Source organism: Gemmobacter nectariphilus DSM 15620 (genome assembly GCF_000429765.1).
Lineage (GTDB): Bacteria > Pseudomonadota > Alphaproteobacteria > Rhodobacterales > Rhodobacteraceae > Wagnerdoeblera > Wagnerdoeblera nectariphila.
In genome coordinates this window covers 11,599-33,243 of sequence record NZ_AUCM01000013.1, presented here as the reverse complement: position 1 = coordinate 33,243, position 21,645 = coordinate 11,599, and the positions used below count along the sequence as shown (strand labels likewise).

At 68.0% G+C, this 21,645-nt stretch carries 16 protein-coding genes and 1 other annotated feature; of the genes, 1 reads left to right on the top strand and 15 read right to left on the bottom strand.

Going from position 1 to position 21,645, the window contains the following annotated elements; translation table 11 throughout:
• Positions 1–200: 200 nt before the first annotated feature.
• The 6 genes from G481_RS23825 to G481_RS0113740 all read right to left on the bottom strand — a co-directional run bounded on the left by G481_RS23825 (position 201) and on the right by G481_RS0113740 (position 9,431).
• Complete coding sequence (locus tag G481_RS23825; RefSeq protein WP_051294536.1) at positions 201–1,271, bottom strand: DUF2235 domain-containing protein; 1,071 nt, start codon at positions 1,269–1,271, stop codon at positions 201–203.
• Positions 1,268–3,538: a xanthine dehydrogenase family protein molybdopterin-binding subunit gene (locus G481_RS0113760; protein ID WP_211235209.1), complete on the bottom strand. Its 2,271-nt coding sequence runs from the start codon at positions 3,536–3,538 to the stop codon at positions 1,268–1,270. The genes G481_RS23825 and G481_RS0113760 overlap by 4 nt, the downstream gene beginning before the upstream one ends.
• A gap of 103 nt (positions 3,539–3,641) precedes the next feature.
• Positions 3,642–4,847, bottom strand: coding sequence for an efflux RND transporter periplasmic adaptor subunit (locus G481_RS0113755; RefSeq protein ID WP_028030558.1), 1,206 nt, complete (start codon positions 4,845–4,847; stop codon positions 3,642–3,644).
• 4 nt (positions 4,848–4,851) lie between these two features.
• On the bottom strand, positions 4,852–7,215 hold the full coding sequence (locus tag G481_RS0113750) for an ABC transporter permease (RefSeq protein ID WP_028030557.1): 2,364 nt from the start codon (positions 7,213–7,215) through the stop codon (positions 4,852–4,854).
• Positions 7,215–7,958 (bottom strand): ABC transporter ATP-binding protein, encoded by a 744-nt coding sequence (locus tag G481_RS0113745; protein ID WP_084450926.1) that lies wholly within the window; start codon positions 7,956–7,958, stop codon positions 7,215–7,217. Before G481_RS0113745 ends, G481_RS0113750 begins: the two co-directional genes overlap by 1 nt.
• A gap of 132 nt (positions 7,959–8,090) precedes the next feature.
• Positions 8,091–9,431: a ferredoxin reductase family protein gene (locus G481_RS0113740; RefSeq protein WP_028030555.1), complete on the bottom strand. Its 1,341-nt coding sequence runs from the start codon at positions 9,429–9,431 to the stop codon at positions 8,091–8,093.
• A 209-nt stretch (positions 9,432–9,640) separates the two neighbouring features.
• Positions 9,641–9,693, top strand: a sequence feature (sul1 is cis-regulatory element that is thought to sense ions involved in sulfur or methionine metabolism; They are found in Alphaproteobacteria).
• A 56-nt stretch (positions 9,694–9,749) separates the two neighbouring features.
• On the opposite strand from G481_RS0113740, the gene G481_RS0113735 reads away from it, so the two are divergent.
• Positions 9,750–11,240, top strand: coding sequence for a SulP family inorganic anion transporter (locus tag G481_RS0113735; RefSeq protein WP_028030554.1), 1,491 nt, complete (start codon positions 9,750–9,752; stop codon positions 11,238–11,240).
• A 30-nt stretch (positions 11,241–11,270) separates the two neighbouring features.
• On the opposite strand, the gene G481_RS0113730 is transcribed toward G481_RS0113735, so the two are convergent.
• From G481_RS0113730 to G481_RS0113690, 9 genes are all read right to left on the bottom strand, one after another.
• The gene (locus tag G481_RS0113730) at positions 11,271–13,127 is read right to left on the bottom strand and encodes an SLC13 family permease (RefSeq protein WP_028030553.1); all 1,857 of its coding nucleotides are present in this window, start codon (positions 13,125–13,127) and stop codon (positions 11,271–11,273) included.
• A gap of 203 nt (positions 13,128–13,330) precedes the next feature.
• On the bottom strand, positions 13,331–14,254 hold the full coding sequence (locus tag G481_RS0113725; protein ID WP_028030552.1) for a dihydrodipicolinate synthase family protein: 924 nt from the start codon (positions 14,252–14,254) through the stop codon (positions 13,331–13,333).
• Positions 14,251–14,919, bottom strand: a complete 669-nt coding sequence (locus G481_RS0113720) for an aspartate/glutamate racemase family protein (RefSeq protein WP_028030551.1) — start codon at positions 14,917–14,919, stop codon at positions 14,251–14,253. The genes G481_RS0113725 and G481_RS0113720 overlap by 4 nt, the downstream gene beginning before the upstream one ends.
• Positions 14,916–16,343 (bottom strand): amidohydrolase family protein, encoded by a 1,428-nt coding sequence (locus tag G481_RS0113715; RefSeq protein WP_245594971.1) that lies wholly within the window; start codon positions 16,341–16,343, stop codon positions 14,916–14,918. Before G481_RS0113715 ends, G481_RS0113720 begins: the two co-directional genes overlap by 4 nt.
• Positions 16,343–17,776 carry an ABC transporter substrate-binding protein gene (locus G481_RS0113710; RefSeq protein WP_028030549.1) on the bottom strand — a complete coding sequence of 478 codons (1,434 nt, stop codon included), beginning with the start codon at positions 17,774–17,776 and terminating at the stop codon, positions 16,343–16,345. The genes G481_RS0113715 and G481_RS0113710 overlap by 1 nt, the downstream gene beginning before the upstream one ends.
• Complete coding sequence (locus tag G481_RS0113705) at positions 17,773–18,792, bottom strand: ABC transporter ATP-binding protein (RefSeq protein WP_028030548.1); 1,020 nt, start codon at positions 18,790–18,792, stop codon at positions 17,773–17,775. The genes G481_RS0113710 and G481_RS0113705 overlap by 4 nt, the downstream gene beginning before the upstream one ends.
• Positions 18,789–19,772 (bottom strand): ABC transporter ATP-binding protein, encoded by a 984-nt coding sequence (locus G481_RS0113700; RefSeq protein WP_028030547.1) that lies wholly within the window; start codon positions 19,770–19,772, stop codon positions 18,789–18,791. Before G481_RS0113700 ends, G481_RS0113705 begins: the two co-directional genes overlap by 4 nt.
• Entirely contained in the window at positions 19,769–20,644 is an 876-nt protein-coding gene (locus G481_RS0113695) for an ABC transporter permease (protein WP_028030546.1), read from the bottom strand. Before G481_RS0113695 ends, G481_RS0113700 begins: the two co-directional genes overlap by 4 nt.
• The gene (locus G481_RS0113690) at positions 20,645–21,610 is read right to left on the bottom strand and encodes an ABC transporter permease (RefSeq protein ID WP_028030545.1); all 966 of its coding nucleotides are present in this window, start codon (positions 21,608–21,610) and stop codon (positions 20,645–20,647) included. It abuts the gene before it with no gap.
• Positions 21,611–21,645: the final 35 nt, after the last annotated feature.

Below are 21,645 nucleotides of genomic sequence, written 5' to 3'. Positions count from 1 at the left end.
TGGACTAGCCTGCCAGACGCCCAAGGGCAAGCTGGGCACTTCGGCCACGCGCTACCACCGTATCTTTCATGCGAGGTGCCGGTCCTCGCCCCCGCCGGCTTTCGCCTTGATCCAAATATCCTCGGGGGTGAATTGGCCGCCAGGCCAAGAGGGGGCAGAAGGCCCCCTGCGCGCTGCTTCCGCCAAAGCCGCCCCCGCCGTCAGGGGCTGGCCAGCGGCAGCCCAAGAGCGCCCGAAGGCGCCTGCGGGCCCGACGGCGTCACGGCGGTCGGATGGATGCGTTCGGACGGATCGCGCCCGATGATCCGGCGATGACGGTTGAGGAAAATCTTGCCCCAGGCCTGCCAGGTCCCGACCATGGGCGCCGCCGGATCGCACGGAAACCGGGCGCGCCAGCCTGACGGCAACGGCAGGCCGCAGCCTTCGGCCTTGTCCAGCATCCAGGTCAGCGGAATATTGGCCAGCGGCCGCGCCGCGACAAAGCCGCCGATCTGCCCGCCAATGTCGCCATGGGCGCCGCGGAACCAGACCTGTTCGATGCGACCGGGCCAATCTTCGCGGCTCGTCCACAGGACAGGCTCGAACACGGCGCGCGTCTCGTTCAAGGCCAGCGCCTGATAGCCGCGGCGCACCGATGGGCCAAGCTCGTGATTGTGAAAGCGGTGCGGCGTCTCGGTGAAACGCCACAGGACCGGCAGTTGCAGCCCCAGCGCCTTGACCGTATCCCACACCCCGATCATCTCGATGCTGGCATCGGGATGGCACAGGCGGCGCGACAGGCGGCGGGCGGCGGCACTGTGCGGGTTGGTCTGGTAATGCCGGTAAAGCAGCAGGACCGCGCGCTCCGTCGCCTCTTCGCGGCGCAGCAGGCCCATGCGGTCGATCAGCCCTGCCAGCGAGCGCACCGCATAGGCCCCGCGCGAATAGCCGAACAGGAAGATGCGATCACCGGGCCGATAGCGGCTGGCCAGCACGCCATAGGCCCGGCGGATCTGGCGGTTGATGCCGCGCCCGGCCGCCACATCCAGCGCCTGCCCCCAGCCCTGCCATTGCAGGCCGGGTTCGTAATACAGCGACAGGCGCGCCGTGCTGCGCGCCTCGTTCAGCAATTGCCAGGTGATCCCGGCGTTGGTTTCGTGGCCAGGATCAAGCGAGGACATCGTGCCATCAAGGATCACCACATGAATGGCGGGTCCGCGGCCGGGCTCCGGGCTGGTCGCGCGGATGGGCGGGCGTTCCAGCCAGTCGATGATGTCCCCGATGCGGATCATGAGGGCGCGGCCTGCAAGGCAGCCCAGACGCGCGCGGGGGTAAAGGGCATGTCAGCCCAGCCGATCCCCTGCCCGGCCAGCGCATCGCGCACGGCATTCGCCACCGCCCCCATGGCCCCGACCGTTCCCGCCTCGCCGCAGCCCTTCATGCCCAGCGGGTTGCCGGTGGCCGGAACCGGGGCAAACGAGATGGCAAAGAACGGCATGTCGGTTGCGCGCGGCATGGCGTAATCCATGAAGCTGCCGGTCAGCGGCTGGCCCAGATCGTCATAGACCACCTGTTCCAGCAGCACCTGCCCCGCGCCTTGCACGACGCCGCCATGCACCTGGCCCAGCACCAGTTCGGGCGCCAGCAGCGTGCCGAAATCATCGACGATCGTATAGCGGTCAATCGTGACGCGGCCGGTTTCGGGATCGATCTCCACCTCGGCCAGATGGGCGCCGTTGGGGAAGGATCGCTGGGTGATCCGCGCCTCGGTCCGGTGCGAAAGCAGATCGGTCCGGCCGGCCGCACGGGCCATCTGCGCCGCATCCAGCATGGAAATGCTGCGGTTGGCGCCGGGCACGCGGAAGGCGCCATCTTCAAAGGCGGGGGTATCGCCCAGTTCCGGCGTCAGGAAGTCGGCATAGGCCGCCACCATCTGCGTCACCGTGCTGCGCGTCGCCGTCGTCTGGATGGTGACCGACCGCGAGCCGCCCGTGCCGCCGCCTGCCGGGATCTGGTCGCTGTCGCCTTGCAGGATGCGGATGCGATCTTCGGGAATGCCGGTTTCCGAGGCAAGGAACCGGGCATAGACCGTTTCATGCCCCTGCCCGTTCGACTGCGTGCCGACCCGCAGGGTGACCCCGCCATCCTCGTCGAAATCGACCTGCGCATGTTCGGTCGGCTGGCCCAGGATCGCCTCGATGTAACAGGCAAGGCCCATGCCGCGCAGCTTGCCCGCCGCTTCGCTGCCAGCGCGCCGGGCGGCAAAGCCGGTCACATCGGCTTCGGCCACCAGCTTGCCCAGAAGGCCCGAGAAATCCCCGACATCGTAGTTTTCCCCGGCCACGGTACGATAGGGAAAGTCGCGGATGAAACTGCGCTGGCGCAGATCGAAACGGTCAACCCCCAGAACGCGGGCCGCATGATCCATGGCCGATTCCAGCGCATAGATCGCCTCGGGCCGGCCGGCGCCGCGATAGGCATCGACCTGCGTGGTGTTGGTATAGATCCCCTGCACCGCCAGATGCGCCACCGGAATGTCATAGACCCCTGTCATCACCTTGGAAAACATCTCCGACTGGATGCCCTGCCCGAATTGCGAGTTGTAGGCCCCAAGGTTTGACAAGGTGTTGACGCGATAGGCCGTCAGCTTGAGCCCGGCGTCAAAGGCCAGCTCCACCTCGGAGACCAGATCGCGGCCGGCATTGTCGGTCAGCATCGCCTCGGATCGGTCAGACATCCAGCGCACCGGCTGGCCCAGCACCCGCGCGGCATGGCTGATGACGAAATATTCCGGATAGGCCATGGCCTTCATGCCAAAGCCGCCGCCCACATCGGGGTTGGTGACGCGCACCTGATCGGGGTCCAGCCCCAGCTGGGCGCAAAGCTGCGCCTTTTGCCCCCAGACACCCTGCCCGTTCACGCACAGATGCAGCCGCCCATCTTCCCATTCGGCAAAGGCGCCGCGCGGCTCCATGCTGGCAACGATGATGCGGCTGTCCTCGATCCGGGCGCTGACCCGGTGAGCGGCAGCGGCAAAGGCGGCTTCGGTGGCCGCAGCATCGCCAAGTTCGAACCGATAGCCCACATTGTCCGGTGCCTCGTCATGGATCGGCGTGCCACCCGGTGCGGTATCCAGCTTGGGTTCCAGATCGTGGAAGTCAACCGCGATCGCCTCGAGCCCGTCGCGGGCGGCGGCGGCGCTGTCGGCGATGACGCAGGCCACCGGCTCGCCGACAAAGCGCACGCGGCCACGGGCCAGCACCGGGCGTTCGGGGGCCGCGCCGGGCCGGCCATCGGGGCCGGTCACCGCATAGCCGCGCATCCCCAGCTTGACGCCCGCCGCCAGCAGGTCATCGGCGGTCAGCACCAGCCGCACACCGGGCACGTCCAGCGCCGGGGCCGTGTCCAGCCCGGCGATCTGCGCATGGGCCACGGGGGCGCGCAGGAAGGCGGCAAACAGCGCCCCGGCCGGCGCGATGTCATCGACATAGCGGCCTTCGCCCTTGAGAAACCGGATATCCTCGCGCCGTCCACCTTGCGCCGTGCCGAAAGCGTCCATCATTGCGTCTCCCTCTTCGCGAGGGCGAGGTTAGGTCAGCGCGCGAGGCTTGAAAACCTCTCTTGCACCACGATGGGCAGCATAAATCGCGATCGCCTGTCGCTTAGTCGCGCGCCGCGATGGCCGCGCCTTCGGCGATGCGGTTTCCGGGATAGGCGACGACCAGATCGCCATCGGCCAGACCGCTTTCGACCGCGACCATGCCATCTTGCGCCTGACCGATGGTGACAGGGGTCAGGCGGGCGCGGCCTTCCACGGCGCGGAACACCGCCCAGCCGCCCGCATCGCGGAACAGCGCGCTTTCGGGGATCTGGCGCACCGCATCCGTCGACCAGACCACGACCCGCACAAAGACCCGGTAGCCATCGCCGAGGCCCGCGCGGGCTTCGGGGGGCGTGACGAAATCAAGATGCAGACGCACGCGCTGTTCCTCGATCCCGAGGGCCGAGACGCGGGTAAAGCCGGCCGGGTCCACGCGATCGACCCGCGCCTCCAGCACACCGGGGCCGCCCCAACGCTCGATTCGCGCTGCCGCGCCGGGACGCACCCGGACGGCATCGGTGGACAGCAGATCCACCTCGACCTTCAGATCCTGCAGATCGGCCATGGTCATCAGCACCTCGCCCGCCTGCACCGGCCGGGCGTTCAGGTCGGTCACTGTCAGCACCGTGCCGGTCTGCGGGGCGCGCAGGCGGATGCAGCAATCGCCGGCCTCGGCCGTGCCAGGGACGATCCGGGGGCCGTCCAGCTGTGCCTTGACCCGCTCCAGCGTCGCACGGTGCAAATCCAGATCGAATCGCGCGGCTTCCAGCGCGGCAGTGGCGGTGCGCATGGTCTGCAGGCTGTCCTCGAGCGCGCGGGCGGAAATCGTGCCGCGTTCTGCCAGGGCCCGGTCGCGGGCCAGCTGCGCTTCGGCATGATCGGCATTCGAGACGGACTGGGCCAGCGCGACTTCGGCCTGGCGCACGGCCGCCTCGGCCTCGGTCACCGCCGCCTCGGCCTGGGCACGGGCGCGGGCATCCAGCAAGGGCGCGGCGGCCGGCAGGATCTGCGCAACCTCGGTCACGTCCTTGGTCACGGCATCGCCCTCGCGCACGGGCGAGCGGGTCAGCGTGCCCGAGATCGGCGCCGTGACGGTCCAGGTCTCGCGTACCCGGGTGACCCCTTCGGCCGAGACCATGACCACCATCGGCCCGGTCGCCACGCGCACCAGATCGACCAGCAGCGGACGCGGCCACAGCGCCCAGACCGCCGCCCCGATCGCGGCTGCCCCCATGCCGGCAGCCAGTGCCATTCTGATCAGCCGCATGATCCTACGTCCTTTGCTTGAGCGCCATGACCAGATCCACCTTGTCAAGACCGCGCCGCACCCACAAGGCCGCCAGCAGCGCCGAGCCCAGCACCAGCACGGCCGCCAGCGCATAGCTGTGCCGGGTGATCCCGAAGGGCAGATTGACCAGATCCGACGAGAACCCGCGGTGCAACAGCACCGCCAGCCCCCAGCCGCCCAGCCAGCCGACCGGAATGGACAGCACGGACAGCAGCATCATCTCGCCCACCAGGACATAGCCCACCTCGCGCCGGGAAAAGCCCAGCACGCGCAGGGTGGCCAGCTCATGCGCGCGTTCCGAAAGCTGGATGCGGGCCGCATTGTAAACCACACCCAGCGCGATCAACATGCCAAGGCCGGAAAAGATCGTGGTGACGACACGCATGGATCGGTCCATCGTGGCGTCGATCTCGGCCTTGACGTCGGTCCACAGGGTCAGGCCCGCAATCGCCGGGGTGGCCTTGACCTGGGCATGAAGCGCCGGCAGGCCCGCCGGGTCGATCCGCAGATGCAGCATGTTCACCTGCGGCGGCTGGCGCATCAGGCGAAACAGCGCGTCATTGGCCATATAGGCCTGCTCGCCCAGGCTTTGGCGGATGATGGCGGCGACCCGCACCTCCCATGTCTCGCGCGATCCGGTCAGAAGTTCGACCGCGACCCGAGCGCCTTGTCGCACGCCCAGGCGCTCGGCCAGCCGATCGGGCAGCACCAGCCCGTCACCGGGCAAGGTGGCGGGCTGGCCTTCGGGCGTCAGCAGGCGGGTCAGTTCGGCACCGGGGCGGAAATCCTGCAAGGTCGTCGTGCGGCTGACGGGCCCGCTGTGCAGCCGCACCGGCACGGCAAAGGCGCCCTCGGCCAGCCGCACCCCCGGCAAGGCCAGCGCATCGACGATGGCGACATCATTGACCGGCTGGCTCAGCGCCAGGGTGGCATCTTGCCGGTTCGACAGTACAAACACCTCGTCCATGAAGATCGCCACCACGTCGAACATGTAGAAACAGGCGACCAGCACAGACACCGAGGCACCGACGCCAAAGAACGTAACCGCCGCGCGTCCGGGCCAGCGGATGATCGAACGCAGGATCATCATCGTCGTCTGCCGCAACCCCGCCCCATGCCCCAGACGGTCCAGCCAGCCCTGACGGAACAGGGGCGGCGGGCTGGGGGCCATTGCCTCGGCCGGCGACAGGCGCGCGGCGGCCAGCACGGCGCGCAACACGCCGCCCGTCACCGTCGCCATGCCTAGCACGGCCGACAGCACCACCGGCCCTGCCCCCGGCGCATAGATCAGATAGGGAAAGCGGAAGTAGTCGCCATAGAGCGCGGTCATCCAGTGCCCCGCCAGCCAGCCCAGCGACAGGCCCAGCGCCACGCCCAGCACGCCAATCCCGGCGCTCATCTTGATGTAGTGCAGCGCCACATCGCGGGTCGAATAGCCAAAGGCCTTGAGCAAGCCGATCTGCCCCCGCTCCAGTCCGATCAGCCGGCCCAGCACCATGTTGACCAGAAAGGCCGAGACGATCAGGAACACCGGCGGCATCAGGCTGGCGATGGTGCCAAGTTGCTGAAGTTCACCATCCAGAAAGACATGGCTGGTCTGCCGGTCGCGCCCATGGGCGCCGATGCCGCCATAGGGCGACAGCAGCCGGTCCAGCGCCGCGATCACCGCCCGTTCATCGGCCCCGCGCGCAAGGCCCAGCGCCAGCGTGTTGAACGCCCCTTGCAGATCGGCACTTTCGGCCATGGCCGCTTCGTTCATCCAGATCAGGCCAAAGTGCCGGTCATCCGGTGTCATCGACCCCGGCGCGATGGCATAGACATATTCGGGCGACAGCACGAGCCCGGTCACGCGCAGCTCGTGCCGCTGCCCGCTCAGCGTGATGGCAATGGCCTCGCCCGGACCAAGGCGGCTTGCGGTCGCAAAGGCCTCGGACAGGGCCACCTCGTCGGGGCGCGCGGGATCGGGCAGCCGGCCGGAGCGCAGCAGCGGCAGGTTCAGCGCGGGCTGGCCCGCCTCGGGCAGCGACATGACGCGGGCCGTGGCGGCTTCGGTCATGCCTGGCAGATCGACGATGGCCGGCAGCACGATCCCGGCTTCGACCGCGGCCACGCCCTCGATCCCCGCAGCCTCGTCGGCGATGGCCTTGGGCGCGCGGGTCAGCGTGGCAAAGACATCGGCAAAGCGCTGGCGTTCATAAAAGGCCGCCCGCGTTTCCGAAAGCGATTGCAGCGTGCCCGTCGCCATCACCAGCACCGCGACACCGCAGGCCAGCACCAGGGCGATGGCCACCGATTGCGGCCATATCCGGCGCAGATCGCGCAGCAGCTTGCGATTCAGCGCCCGCATCACCAGCTGACCTTTGAGGGCGCTACCGGATGGGCGTTGCGCGTATCGCCCGAAATCCGCCCGTCGGCCATGGTGATGACCCGGTCGGCAATCGCCTGGATCGCGGCGTTATGGGTGATCAGCACCGTCGAGGCGCCCAGCTCGCGGTTCACCCGCACCAGCGCCTCCAGCACGGTGATGCCGGTCTTGCTGTCCAGCGCCCCCGTCGGCTCGTCGCACAGCAAAAGGCCCGGGCGCTTGGCGATGGCACGGGCAATGGCGACGCGCTGTTGTTCGCCCCCCGACAGCTCGGCCGGGAAATGATCCATGCGGGCAGTCAGGCCGACCCAGCCAAGCGCCTCTTCTGCGGGCATGGGGTTGGCGGCGATCTCGGTCACCAGCCCGACATTCTCGCGCGCGGTCAGCGAAGGCACGAGGTTGTAGAACTGGAACACGAACCCCACGTTGTCGCGCCGATAACGGGTCAGGCCCGCATCCGACAGATGGGTCAGGTCCTGCCCCCCGAACCAGACCTGCCCGCTGGTCGGCCGGTCAAGCCCGCCAAGGATGTTGAGCAGCGTCGACTTCCCCGAGCCCGAGGCCCCCAGCAGAACCACCAGCTCGCCCTGATGCAGCGCCAGATCGACGCCGCGCAGGGCATGAACCTCGACAGGGCCGGTGCGGTAGACCTTGGCAAGCGCCTCGGCACGCAGCACGACCTGCGGTGCCGGGGCGGTCTGGGGCGGGGTCGGGTTTGCACACACCGGGCTGGCCCTTGATCCGGGCGGCCCGATGATCGGGCCGCGACACGCTCAAGTTAGGCGGTCCGGCCCCGGGCGGACAAGGCTGATATGCGCCAAGGCCGCAGGCGCCCCGCAATGGCCCGCCATCCGGGCCTAGCGCATCTGGAACAGTTCCTGATGGAACCGGCGCGCGACCGGCAGCCCATGGGCCGCCATGTCCTTGCGGATCGCGGCGCCAAAGCCTTCGGGGCCGCAGAACCAGATGCTCGCCTTGCGCCAGTCGGGCACGGCCTCGCGGATGCGCGCGCCGTTCAGCCGCCCGTCGCGCGCATCGATCAGCAGATGCAGCGTCACCCCTGCGGCTTCGGCATCGGCGCGCACCCTGGCCAGCGCCTCTTCGTCGACCTCGGCGGTGGTGTGGAACAGATGGATCGTCTTGCCCCCCGTGCCGCCAGCCGCCGCCCGCGCCTTCATCGCCCCGATGAAGGGCGTGATGCCGATGCCCCCGCCAATCCAGATCTGCACCGGGCACTCGTCGTCAAAGGTGAAGCGGCCATAGGGCCCCTCGACCGTCACGGGCTGACCCACCTGCAACTGCGTCCCCAGCCGGGCCGTATGATCCCCAAGCGCCTTGGCGACAAATCCGATCTGCCGGCTGGCCGGATCCCAGGCCGAGGCGATGGTATAGGGATGCGCCCCTTCCCGCGGGTCCGAGGTGACAAAGGCGAACTGCCCCGGCTGATGCCCCGGCCAGCCGGGGTCCAGCGTGATCAGCTTTTCCAGCGCGCGAACGCCGGGGAACTGCGTCAGCCCGCTGATCTTGCCTGGAACGCGCCGCCCCGCCCCGATCCGGCCCAGAATCGAGATGACAGCCGCATAGCTGCCCGCCAGCAGCAGCACCGCCAGCACGATGCCCACCGGCTGGGTCCAGTAGCTGACTTCGGTCAGGATCACCGTGTGAAACGCCAGCGCCAGATAGATCGGCGCCAGCAGCCGGTGCAGGCGGCGAAAGATGCCATAGGGCACCAGCTTGACCAGCGCGATGACGATCAGCGCGACGGCCGCATAAAAGGCCCATTCCCCGACGCCCTCGGCCGCTGAGCGATAGCCGGACAGAAACGCGGCAACCGGATCCTCGATCTCGGGGCGCGGGCCGCGCTGGGGTCGCTGGGCCAGCCCCCAGCCAACCGCCCATTTCGGCGCCTCGACCCAGAGCCAATGGGCGATGGACAGCACCAGCGCGCCACTCCCCAGCCACTTGTGCAGGCGGTATTCCTTGTCCAGGCCGTCCAGCCAGCCTTCGGGCCAGCGCGGGCGCAGCGACAGGATCATCGCGATGCTCATCATGCCAAAGGCCAGAACCCCGGTGTATTGCTGCATGAAGGCGCGCAACGCAAAGAGGCCCGAGGCCCCGAACACATCCGGCGCCGCCGCAAGCCAAAGCCCCGACAGGACGACAAGGCTGCCCCAGAATACCAGCTTGACACGAAACATCCGATTTCTCCGCAAATTTCGCCCCGGGCCGAATGCTAGCCGACGGGCGCAATCATCGTACAGGGCAAACGCCCGCCCCGCTGCATTCCGTCGCGCCAGCACCATGCTGCGCCGCGACGTCACATCGCCCGGCCCCCCTGTCGTTTCGGTACAAACCGGCTCTGCCGGGTTGGCATTCGGGCCGCCAGACCCTATGCTGCACCGCAGCGCATGGACCCCGCCCCCCGGGTGGCTCGTGCGGCCGCCGACCCGCCGGACAACCCGAAAACGCCAAAGATCAACGCCGATGGCCACCAGCATCGGCAGGAGACCCTATTGATGAGCACGCGCCCCTCATATCGTGACCAGTGGTTTTGCAACATCCGGGGCGATCTGCTGTCAGGACTGGTCGTCGCACTGGCGCTGATCCCCGAGGCGATCGCCTTTTCGATCATCGCGGGGGTCGATCCCAAGGTGGGCCTGTATGCCAGCTTTTCCATCGCGGTGCTGCTGGCCTTCACGGGCGGGCGCCCGGCGATGATTTCGGCGGCGACGGCGGCAACGGCAGTGCTGATGGTCACGCTGGTGCGCGACCACGGGCTGCAATACCTGCTGGCGGCGACGGTGCTGGCGGGGCTCATCCAGGTGGGCGCGGGGGTGCTGCGGCTTGGCTTCGTCATGCGCTATGTGTCGAAATCGGTGATGACCGGCTTTGTCAACGCGCTGGCGATCCTGATCTTCCTGGCGCAGCTGCCGGAACTTGACCCGCGCCGCGTCAGCTGGCTGACCTATGCGATGGTCGCGGGGGCGCTGGCGATCATCTATCTGTTCCCGCGCCTCACCCGCGCCGTCCCCTCGCCTCTGGTGACGATCATCGTGATGACGGCGCTGACCATGGTGTTCGGCTGGGATGTGCGCACGGTGGGCGACATGGGCGCACTGCCCGACACGCTGCCGGTGTTCCTGATCCCCGATGTGCCGCTGACGCTGGAGACCTTGCAGATCATCCTGCCCTATTCGGTCGCCGTGGCGGTCGTCGGCCTGCTGGAAAGCCTGATGACGCAGAACATCGTCGATGACATGACCGGCACCCGGTCCGACCGCAATCAGGAATGCATCGGCCAGGGCATCGGCAACATGGCGACCGGGTTCATCGGCGGCATGGCAGGCTGTGCGATGATCGGCCAGTCGGTGATCAACGTCAAATCGGGCGGGCGCGGGCGGCTGTCGACCTTTACCGCCGGGTTCGTGCTGCTGATCCTTGTGGTGTTCCTGGGCGACTGGGTGGCCCGGATCCCGATGCCCGCGCTGGTCGCCATCATGATCATGGTGTCGGTGGGCACCTTCTCGTGGACCTCGCTGCGCAACCTGCGCACGCATCCGCGCTCGTCCTCGGTCGTCATGCTGTCCACCGTGGTCGCGGTGGTCTGGACCCACAACCTTGCCATCGGCGTTCTGGTCGGCGTGCTGCTGTCGGGCATCTTCTTCGCCGCCAAGATCGCCCAGCTGTTCCGGGTGGACATCGTGACATCCCCGGACGGGTCGACCCGCACCTATGTGGTCGAGGGCCAGCTGTTCTATGGCTCGGTCGAGGATTTCGCCAATGCCTTCGACTATGCCGATGTGCCCGCGCGCGTGGTGATCGACGTCAGCCGCGCGCATATCTGGGACATCTCCAGCGTGCAGGCGCTGGACCTGGCGGTGCTGCGGTTCCGCGGGGCTGGCGCGCAGGTCGAGATCGTCGGCATGAATGCGGCCTCGGAAACCATAGTCGACCGGCTGGCCCTGCATCACAAGCCCGGCGCGCCGGACCAGCTGCCCGCGCATTAGGCCGCGCGGCGGCCGCGCAGGGGATCTGGCCTAAAGCGGCCAGAACACCAGCAAGAGCGGCAGGCTGACCGCCACGACCAGCGCCTCCAGCGGCAGGCCAAGGCGCCAGTAATCGCCAAAGCGAAAGCCGCCGGGGCCGAGGATCAGCGTGTTGTTCTGGTGCCCGATCGGCGTGAGGAAGGCACACGAGGCGCCAATCGCCACCGCCATCAGGAAACTGTCGGGATTGACCCCAAGCGAGGCGGCGATGCCAATGGCGATCGGGCACAGCACGGCCGCCGTTGCCGCGTTGTTCATCACATCCGACAGGAACATCGTCGTGACCAGCACCACGGCCAGCGCGGCAACCGGACTGCCCTGCGCGATGGTCTCGACCAGAAAGCGCGACAGCAGATCGGCGGCCCCTGTCGTCTGCATCGCATCGGCCACCGGCATCAGCGCGGCCAGCAGCACGATGACCGGCCAGTCGATGGCGGTATAGACCTGCCGGGGCGGCACCGTGCGCAGCAGCATCGAGGCCAGCACCCCCAGCGCAAAGGCGACCGAGGCCGGCAGCAGCCCCAGCGTGACGACTGCCACCGCGCCCAGCATGATCGCTGCGGCCATCGCGGCCATGCGGCGGTCCGGGATGAACAGATCACGTTCGCCCAGCGGCACGCAGCCGGTGTCCTGCACGAAAACCGCCATCACCTCGGCCGGCCCCTGCATCATCAGCAGATCTCCCGAACGCAGCGGCAGCGTGCGCAGCCGCGCGCGCGGCGGCAGGCCTTCGCGCGACACCGCCAGCAGGTTCAGCCCATAGCGCGTGCGCAGCCGCAGATCGCTGGCCGATTGCCCGACAATGGTCGCCCCCGGCAGAACCACCAGCTCGCGCAGGACCAGATCATCCTCGCGCTCGGTGCCGGAGAGCGGATTGTCGGCGCCGTCCTGTCCCTTGTCCGCCGCCCTGGCCTGCGGCTTTGCAGGATCGGGGGCCTTGCCTGCGTCCGGTGCGGGTTTGACCTGTTCTTCCAGCGCGATGCCATAGGCGGACAGCGCCTGCCCCAGCGCGCCTACATCGGCCTCGAGCACCAGAATGTCGCCGGCCCGGATGCGCCGCCCGCCATGGGGGGCCATCATCCGCACCTCGTTGCGCACCAGCCCGATCAGCTGGGCGATGCCGCCGTCGATGCCTGCCTCGAACTGGCGCAAGCTCAGGCCAACCGCCTTGCTGCCTTCGGGGACGCGCACTTCGGTGAAATAGCTGCCGGTCTCGAACCCTTCGCGGCCTGCGGGCTTGCGGGCGGGAACCAGCCGCCAGCCGATCAGCACGATGAAGGCAACGCCGATCAGGGCAACCGCCACCCCGACCGGGGCAAAGTCGAACATCACAAAGGGCGTGCCGGTGGCCTGCGCGCGAAACCCGGCCACGATCAGGTTGGGCGGCGTGCCCACCAGCGTCATCATGCCGCCAAGGATGGTGCCAAAGGCCAGCGGCATCAGCATCTGCCCCGCTGTCAGGCCCAGCCGCCCGGCCAGCCGCAAGGCGACCGGCATCAGCAGTGCCAGCGCGCCGACATTGTTCATGAAGCCCGACAGCGCCGCCGCCAGCCCGACCAGCGCCGCCATGCTGCTCAGCCGTCCTGCCGATTGCGGCAGGACCGAACGCGCCAGCCAGTCCACCGCGCCGGTGTTTTGCAAACCCTGGCTCAGCACCAGCACGCAGGCCACCGTGATCACCGCCGGATGGCCGAAACCGGCAAAGGCCGCCCCGGCGGGCACCACCCCCGCAACGACACAGGCCATCAGCGCGGCCAGCGCCACGACGTCATGGCGCAGCCTGCCCCACAGGAACAGCGCCATGGTGGCGGCAAGAATGGCGAAGACGGCGATCTGGGCTGCGGTCATGCGGGCTCCTGCAAGGCGGTGCTGGGGACATGATGGCAGGTTCCGGCGCCAATTGTCAGGGGGCGCGCCATGATCGCGGGGCCGCATGGGGGCGATCCGTCAGACAGACGATCTGCATGGGCCCGGGGGCTGGCGCAACTCCGGCCCGGCGGGGTCAGGGCGCGGTGGGCCGGCGCGTCGCCGTTGCGCCGCCTGTTGCGCGGTCAGGCCAGCTGGGCCAGGCGCCGGGCCTGTCGGTCGATCAGCAGGTCAACCTCGGCCCGCGCGGCGGGGCTGAGGGCAGCGCCGGGGCGGCGCTGGGTATCATGGGCGATGATCCCGCGCTTCATCATCACATATTTGCGCACCGCCAGCCCCAGACCGGGCTGCTGTTCATAGCGCGCCAGCGGCAGATAGGCATCGAACAGATCGCGCGCCCGTTCGGACTGGCCCGAAGCTGTCAGCCGGACCACATCGACCATCATCTCGGGATAGGCAAAGCCCGTCATCGCCCCATCGGCGCCCCGGCCCATTTCCTCGGGCAGGAACACGCCGCCATTGCCGCACAGAATGGAAATCCGCCGGTCCAGCCGCCCCGGCGCGCGCAAGGCGGTGATCTTGTCCAGCCCCGGCCAGTCTTCGTGCTTGAGACAGACACAGCTGGGCAGGTCGGCCACGATCCGGGCGATCACCGGCACGCTCATCTGAACGCCTGTCGCCAGGGGGAAATCCTGCAAGACAAAGGGGGTGTCGCCGATGAATTCGGCTGCATTGCGGTAATAGGCAACGATCTGGTCATCGGTCCGCAAGGTGCCGGGCGGCGCGATCATCACGCCTGCGGCCCCCGCGTCCATGGCCGCGGCGGTCAGATCGGCCATGGCGGCAAATCCGGGGGCTGAAACGCCCACCACGACCGGCACCTGCCCGTTCACCCGGGCAAGGACACGGGCCACGATGCCTTGGGATTCCGCGGCGGTCAGCTTGGGGGCCTCGCCCATCATGCCAAGGATGGTCAGCCCGGTCGCGCCCGCCGAGAGATAGAATTCGACCATGCGGTCCAGGCTGGCATGGTCCAGCGCGCCATCGGGCAGAAACGGGGTTGCAGCGATGACATAGACACCGGCGGCGGTTTCGCTCAGGCGGCTCATGCGCGCAGTCCTTCGGTCTGGGCCAATGCCACGCGGCCGATGGCCATGGCACAGGCGGCCTGCGAGGGGTCGATCACCGGGCGGCGCAGTTCGGCCGCAAGGTCGGCGCGATAGTCGGCCATGCCGGCGCAGCCCAGGATCAGCACTTCGGCACCATGCCGGGTCAGATCGCGGCCCACGGCAACCAGCCGGTCCCAGGTGCGTTCGCGGCTGGCAAGCTCGGCCACGCCCAGTTCCAGCGGCAGATCGGCGGCCAGCCGGTCCATCACCCCCATGGCGCCCAGATAGCGCATGTGCCGCGGGATCGACCGCGACAGGATCGAGATGATGCCGAACCGCTGCCCCATGGTCATCGCCGTCAGCACGGCCGATTCCGCAATGCCCAGAACGGGCCGCGCGCTTTGCTCGCGCAGCGCGGCAAGGCCGGGATCCGAGAAACAGGCGACGACAAAGGCCGAAGCCCCCGATTCCAGCCCGCGCGCCTGCGCCAGCAGGGGGCCGACGACACCATCGACATGGGCCTGCGTCTCGATCCCCGGCGGGCCTTCGGCCAGGCTGTGGCACTGGATCGCAACGGGGCTGGCCGCGCGCATCGGATCAATCGCCCGGTCGATCCCGGCGGTGACATGGGCGCTGGAATTGGGGTTGAGGATATGAATGGTCATGCGTGCTGCCCTTTGCGCACAAGGGGTTGACCCCAGAACCCTGGGGGAAGTGCCAGATCGGCCTGCCCGCCGATGCGCGCGATCATCGCCTCGGCCTCGGCCTGTGCCTCGGCCAGGACGCGGGCGGCATCGACATGCAGCGGGCGCCCGCCTTGCATCAGCACCCGGCCGGCCACGACGACGGTATCGACATCGTTGCCATTGGCAAAGCAGGGCACGCGATAGGCGGGCATGTTCAGCGGGTAAAGATGCGGGCGGTGCATGTCGATCAGGATCATGTCCGCCTCCTTGCCCACCTCCAGCGACCCGATGCGGTCGTCCATGCCAATGGCGCGGGCGGCATCAATGGTGGCCATGGCCAGCGCCTCGCCCGGCGGCAGGACAGAGGCGTCGCGGAAATGGCGGCGATGATAGTGCATGGCCTGCTGGATGTGGCGGAACATGTCGGACGAGCGGTCCGGCGCCGTGGCATCCGACCCAAGCGCCACCGTGACCCCGGCTGCGCGCAGCTCGATCACCGGGCAGCGCCCCCGGATCGAGGCAATGGCCGACGGGTTGTGCGCGATCCGGGTATCGGTTTCGGCGCAGATCCCGATTTCATCGTCATGCAGGTTGATGGCATGCGAGAGCAGCGCATCGGGCCCCAGCAGACCAAGCGCCTCTGCCCGGCGCACCGATCCGCCTTCGTGGCCATCCTGGGTGAACAGCACCCCCAGATCCCGCGACAGGGCGCGTGTCGCCTGCGCCTGATGCACGGCCGTGGCATAATCCGCAAAGGTCATCCCGGCCTGATGTTCGTCGCGCAGCACCGGATAGAGCAGCGCCATCTGGATGCCATCGCGGCCATGATGCCGGTCGATCAGCGCGCGGCAGGTGGCCAGCTGGTCGTCGAAGCTGACAGGATAGCGGTTTCCATCGTCGCCATAGATGCGCGGATGCGGCGCGCGGGTTGGCCCCACGGCCACAACGCTGCGGGTGCCGATGCTGGCCACGCCCTCGCAATGCGCCGTGCCATGGTCGGGCCGGTCCGTCCGCATGATGGTATCGCCCCCGCCCAGCAGCGACACGCCACAGGTCACGCCAAAGCGCAACCGCTCCAGCGAGGCAAGCCGGGCCTCGGCCCGCCAGAACGAGGGGGGCGAGGCAACCGTATAAACCTCGCCGCAGATCTCTTCCCAGCGGTTGCCGGTGTCCATGCCCATGGTCTTGATCAGCCCGTGGCCCGCGTGGGCATGCACGTCGATCAGGCCCGGCATCAACACGTTGCCCCCTGCGTCAATCACCTGTGCGGCGGTCTGCGGCAAGTTGGCGGCCGGGCCGATGGCCGCGATCCGGCCATCCTTGACCGCAACCGCGCCACGGTCGATCACGCGGCGGGCCGGGTCCATGGTCAGGATCGTGGCATTGGTGATCAGCAGGTCCATCATAGCCCCCCGAGCTGAGGCAGATCGGCCACGCGGATCACGGCATCCACCGGCAGGGCAAAGCCCGGATGGCGCCCGCGCAGACCCGTGATCTTGATCGGATTATACAGCGTCAGCCACGGCGGATCGGCCTGCATCAGCGCATAGGCCCGGGCATAGATCGCGGCGCGGGCAGCATCGTCGGTGGTGGCGCGGCCCTGGTCGATCAGGGCTTCGACCTTGGGGTTATGATAGCCTTCCCACCAGGAACCCGCGATGCGGGCATCGATCTTTTCATGAAGCACGCGGAAGGTCGACAGCGGGCTGGAATCGAACACGCACAGATCGCGGATCTCCTTGCGCCGGACCATATGGGCATAGTCCTCGCGCTCGGGGTGGATATGCACATCCAGCGTGACGCCGATTTCGGCCAGCTGGCCGGCCAGCGCGGCGGTCAGCCGCTCGGCCTCGTCCGGCAGGCGGGTGGGGCAGTCAAGGCCCAGCGTCAGGCCATCGGGGTAGCCTGCCTTGGCCAACAGCGCACGGGCAGCCGACAGGTCGCGGGCAGGTGCCGGGGCGGTGCCCGCGCCGAAATGCAGCGGGCTGACAAAGCCGTGCAGCGGACGGGCGCCGCCATGGACTGCAGCACCGATCAAGGCCTCACGATCCACCGCAAGGGCCAGCGCCAGCCGCACCCGCGCATCGGCCAGCGGGCCATGCGCGGCATTCAGAAGATAGATGATCGCCACCGGCGACAGGGTTTCCAGCCGCGTGCAATCCGGGCCCAGCCCCTGCGAGGCGCGATAGTCCAGCGCCGCCGCCAGATGGGCGCGCCCGTCCTGCACCGCGGCCAGCCGGCGCGCAGGGTCGGGTTCGGCCTGCCAGCGGATGCGCGCACTGGCGGGGGTGCCGGCGAAATGCGCCACGGCTTCGGCCTCGATCCAGTCCTTGCCCATGGCGGTCAGGCGGTAAGGCCCGGTCCCGACAGGGCGCGTCGTCACCCCTGCCTCGAGATCCGCGACCGAGGATGGCGCCACGATATAGCCCTGCACCAGCACATCGGGCAGATCGGCCATCGGGTGCGACAGCGCAATCTGAACCGTCTGCCCGTCGGGCGCGGTGATCCGCGCATCGCCCAGATACTGCGCCCAGACCCCCGGCGCGCCCAGCGTGTAGCCCTTGTCGGGCCGCGCCATCCGCATCAGCGAGGCACAGACGGCGGCGGCGTCGCAGACCGTGCCATCATGGAACCGCACCCCGCCGCGCAGCGTGAACCGCCAGGTCCGGGCATCGGGCGAGACCGTCCAGGATGTGGCCAGCCGGGGGGCATAGCCGGTGCCATCGCGCCGGACCAGCGTGTCAAAGAATGCCTCGTAGAGGCACAGCTCATCCGCCCCGTCGGTGCAGTCATGCGGATCGCGCAGCGGCAGGCGGGCTTGCAGCAAGGTTATCATGGGCGGTCCCGTTCAGGTTCGTCGATCAGATGGCAGGCGACGGATTGCCCGCCGCCCAGATCGCGCAAGGTGGGGCGTTCGGCCGCACAGCGGCCCCACGCCAGCGGGCAGCGGGTACGGAAACCGCACCCCGAGGGCAGGTTCAGCGCGCTTGGCACCTCGCCCTTCAGCTCGATCTCGGGCCGCGATCGTTTCGGGTCGATCGACGGCGCGGCCGACAGCAGCGCCCTTGTATAGGGATGGCGCGGCCGGGCGAACAGCTGATCGCGCGGCGCGGTTTCCACCAGAAAGCCCAGATACATCACCCCGATCCTGTCCGCGATATGATGCACCACCGACAGGTCATGGCTGATGAACAGATAGGCCAGACCGAATTCGTCGCGCAGATCCAGCATCAGGTTGAGGATCTGCGCCTGGATCGACACATCCAGCGCCGAAACCGGTTCATCCGCGATGATCAGGCCCGGATTGACCGACAGCGCCCGGGCAATGCCGATGCGCTGGCGCTGGCCGCCGGAAAACTGATGCGGATAGCGTTCGGCCTGTTCCGGGTTCAGCCCGACCCGCGCCAGCAGATCCAGCGTGCGTTCGCGCACTTCGGCGGCGCGGCCGCTGCCCAGTTGCTGCAACAGGGGCTCGGCCACGATGTCGCGCACTTTCTGGCGCGGGTTCAGCGAGGCAAAGGGGTCCTGAAAGATCATCTGCATCTTGGCCCGCACCGGCAGCAGGGCGCGCGGGGTCAGGCGCGTGATGTCGGTGCCATCGACCTGCACTTGGCCGCCGGTCGGCGGATGGATGCGGGCAATGGTCTTGGCGACGGTCGACTTGCCGCAGCCGGATTCGCCGACCAGCGCCAGAACCTCGCCGCGCGCGACCGAAAAGCTGACACCGTTGACCGCATGGACCAAGGGATTGCGCAGGCGCGGGATGCCGCCCTTGAACGTCACGCGGTCCAGCAGCCCCTTGGACAGGCGGAATTTCTGTTCCAGCCCGGTGACTTGCAAAATGGCGCTCATGCGGGCTCTCCGGGGGCGACGGGGAAATGGCAGGCGGCGGATTGTTCCCCCCGGTGCGGGCGCAAGGCCGGCGCGTCGGTGGCGCAGATCGCCTGCGCGCGCGGGCAGCGGGCGCGAAAGGCGCAGCCGGCCGGCAGGGCGCGCACATCGGGCACCGTGCCGGGGATCTGCTTGAGCCGCGGCAGCCGATGCGCGGGGTTGGGAATGGAATCGATCAGACCGCGCGTATAGGGATGCGCGGGCGTGTCGATCACCTGTCGCACCGGGCCGCTTTCCACCACCTTGCCGCAATACAGCACCGTCACCCGGTCCACCATTTCGGCCACCACGGCCAGGTCATGCGTCACAAGGATCATCGAGGCGCCATCCTCGGCGATCCGGCGGCGCATCAGGCGCAGGATCTGCGCCTGGATGGTCACGTCAAGCGCGGTGGTGGGTTCATCCGCGATCAGCAGGCGCGGGCGGGCCAGCATCGCAATGGCAATCACCACACGCTGGCGCATCCCGCCGGAGAACTGATGCGGATAGGCGCGCAGGCGATCGGCCGCCTGACTGATCCCCACGCTTTCCAGCATCTCGATGCAGCGCGCCTTGCGGGCGGCGGCATCCAGATCGGTGTGCAGGCGCAGCACCTCGTCCATCTGGGCGCCCACGGTCTGCACCGGGTTCAATGATGTCATCGGGTCCTGAAACACCATCCCGATCTCGCGCCCGCGGATGCGGCGCAGGCGATCCTCGCTGGCGCTGGCAAGGTCTTCGCCGTTGAACAGGATCTGCCCGCCCTCGATCCGGCCCGGCGGGTCGATCAGGCCAAGGATGGAAAAGCCGACCACCGACTTGCCGCCCCCGGATTCGCCCACCAGCCCCATCACCTCACCGGGGGCCAGATCGAAGCTGACGCCGTTCACCGCCTTTACCGTTCCGGCAAAGGTGTGAAACCATGTCCGCAGGTCGCGGACCGACAGAAGGGGCGCGGTCATTTCAACCTCGGATTCAGTTCGTCGCGCAGGAAATCGCCCAGCAGGTTGATGCCGAACACCATGGCCATGATCATCAGACCCGGAAACACCGAGGTCCACCACAGGCCCGAGAACAGCACGTCGAACCCGTTCTTGATCAGCAGCCCAAGCGACGGCTGGGTGATCGGCACACCGACGCCCAGAAAGGACAACGAGGCCTCGATCAGGATGAAGGTGCCGACCTGAACGGTGGCAATCACGATCAGCGGGGTCAGCACGTTGGGCAGGACGTGCTTCACGATGATCCGCGCGTTCGACAGACCGGCAACGCGGGCGGCCTGCACATATTCCTTCTGCACCTCGCCCAGGGTGGATCCGCGCACGGTGCGGGCATAGACCACCCAGCCGACAGCGGTCAGCGCGATCAGCACCTTGTCGATGCCGGTGCCAAAGGCCGACATCAGGAACAGCGCGATCAGCATCGACGGGAACGACAGCTGCACATCGGCCACCCGCATGATCAGCGCATCCACCCGCCCGCCATAGAACCCCGCGATCAGCCCCAGCGTGGTGCCGATGGTGCAGGCCAGCGCCATGGCCGACAGGCCGATCAGGGCCGAAATGCGGGCGCCATGGACGATGGCCGCCACCAGATCGCGCCCCTGCCCGTCGGTGCCCAGCAGATAGGCGGGGTTGCCCCCATCCAGCCAGGCGGGGGGCAGGAAGCTGTCCATCAGGTTGAGTTGCGTCAGGTCATAGGGGTTCTGGCGCACCAGAAACGGGCCGAACACCACCAGCCCCGTGCAGACCACAAGGATCAGCGTGCCCAGAATGGCCGGCGGATTGCGCCGCCAGTTGAAGACAAACTGCGATTTCAGGAACGTAGCCGCCATCTATTTCACCGTGATGCGCGGGTCGATCATGGTGTAAAGCAGATCGACGACGAAATTGACCACCACAAAGATCAGGGCCACCAGCATCAGATAGACCACGATCACCGGCCGGTCGGCGCGGTAGATGCTGTCGATCAGCAGCTTGCCCATGCCGGGCCAGGCAAAGATGGTTTCGGTGATGGTGGCAAAGGCGATCAGATCGCCCAGTTGCAGGCCAAAGATCGTGACCACCGGGATCATCCCGTTGCGCAGCCCGTGCCCATACAGCACGCCGCGCCGCGATGCGCCCTTGGCGCGGGCAAAGCGGATGTAGTCCTGGCGCATCACCTCCATCATGCCGGCGCGGGTGATGCGCAAGATGATGGCCGTGGTGCCAAAGGACAGCGTGATGGCTGGCAACAGGATGTGATGCCAGCCGTTCGCCGTCAGCAACGATGTGCGGATGCCCAGGAATTCCAGCGTCTCGCCCCGGCCCGACGAGGGGAACAGCCGCAGTTCGACCGCCAGGACATAGATCAGCATCATCCCCACCCAGAACCCCGGCAAGGAAATGCCTAGCAGCGAGCCCGACATGATGAAGCGGCTGACCGGATGCCCGGGGTTCGCCCCTGCAAAGACGCCCAGCGGAATGGCCACGATGGCGGCGATCGCCATGGCGACCAGCACGATTTCCAGCGTGGCCGGCAGGCGTTCGACAATCAGATCCAGCGCAGGCTGGCGAAAGACATAGGAATTGCCGAACTCGCCCTGCATCAGGTTCGTCAGGAAGAACCAGTATTGTTCGGGCAAGGACCGATCCAGCCCCAGGATGCGGCGGGCGTTTTCCACCTCGGCATCGGTCGCGTCGATACGCACGACCATATAGACCGGGTCGCCGGTGAAGCTCATCATCAGAAAGACCAGCACCGACACTGCCCAGAGCACGAAAAGCATCTGGAACAGCCGTTTGACGGTATAGGCGAACATCAGGGGATTCCGTTCGGGAAAAGCGACGGGGGCAG

What these genes read in the sequence shown, in the direction of transcription:
- G481_RS23825 (WP_051294536.1), bottom strand. Translation starts at nt 1,271, where the DNA reads ATGATCCGCATCGGGGACATCATCGACTGGCTGGAACGCCCGCCCATC.
- G481_RS0113760 (WP_211235209.1), bottom strand. Translation starts at nt 3,538, where the DNA reads ATGGACGCTTTCGGCACGGCGCAAGGTGGACGGCGCGAGGATATCCGG.
- G481_RS0113755 (WP_028030558.1), bottom strand. Translation starts at nt 4,847, where the DNA reads ATGCGGCTGATCAGAATGGCACTGGCTGCCGGCATGGGGGCAGCCGCG.
- G481_RS0113750 (WP_028030557.1), bottom strand. Translation starts at nt 7,215, where the DNA reads ATGCGGGCGCTGAATCGCAAGCTGCTGCGCGATCTGCGCCGGATATGG.
- G481_RS0113740 (WP_028030555.1), bottom strand. Translation starts at nt 9,431, where the DNA reads ATGTTTCGTGTCAAGCTGGTATTCTGGGGCAGCCTTGTCGTCCTGTCG.
- G481_RS0113735 (WP_028030554.1), top strand. Translation starts at nt 9,750, where the DNA reads ATGAGCACGCGCCCCTCATATCGTGACCAGTGGTTTTGCAACATCCGG.
- G481_RS0113730 (WP_028030553.1), bottom strand. Translation starts at nt 13,127, where the DNA reads ATGACCGCAGCCCAGATCGCCGTCTTCGCCATTCTTGCCGCCACCATG.
- G481_RS0113725 (WP_028030552.1), bottom strand. Translation starts at nt 14,254, where the DNA reads ATGAGCCGCCTGAGCGAAACCGCCGCCGGTGTCTATGTCATCGCTGCA.
- G481_RS0113720 (WP_028030551.1), bottom strand. Translation starts at nt 14,919, where the DNA reads ATGACCATTCATATCCTCAACCCCAATTCCAGCGCCCATGTCACCGCC.
- G481_RS0113715 (WP_245594971.1), bottom strand. Translation starts at nt 16,343, where the DNA reads ATGGACCTGCTGATCACCAATGCCACGATCCTGACCATGGACCCGGCC.
- G481_RS0113710 (WP_028030549.1), bottom strand. Translation starts at nt 17,776, where the DNA reads ATGATAACCTTGCTGCAAGCCCGCCTGCCGCTGCGCGATCCGCATGAC.
- G481_RS0113705 (WP_028030548.1), bottom strand. Translation starts at nt 18,792, where the DNA reads ATGAGCGCCATTTTGCAAGTCACCGGGCTGGAACAGAAATTCCGCCTG.
- G481_RS0113700 (WP_028030547.1), bottom strand. Translation starts at nt 19,772, where the DNA reads ATGACCGCGCCCCTTCTGTCGGTCCGCGACCTGCGGACATGGTTTCAC.
- G481_RS0113695 (WP_028030546.1), bottom strand. Translation starts at nt 20,644, where the DNA reads ATGGCGGCTACGTTCCTGAAATCGCAGTTTGTCTTCAACTGGCGGCGC.
- G481_RS0113690 (WP_028030545.1), bottom strand. Translation starts at nt 21,610, where the DNA reads ATGTTCGCCTATACCGTCAAACGGCTGTTCCAGATGCTTTTCGTGCTC.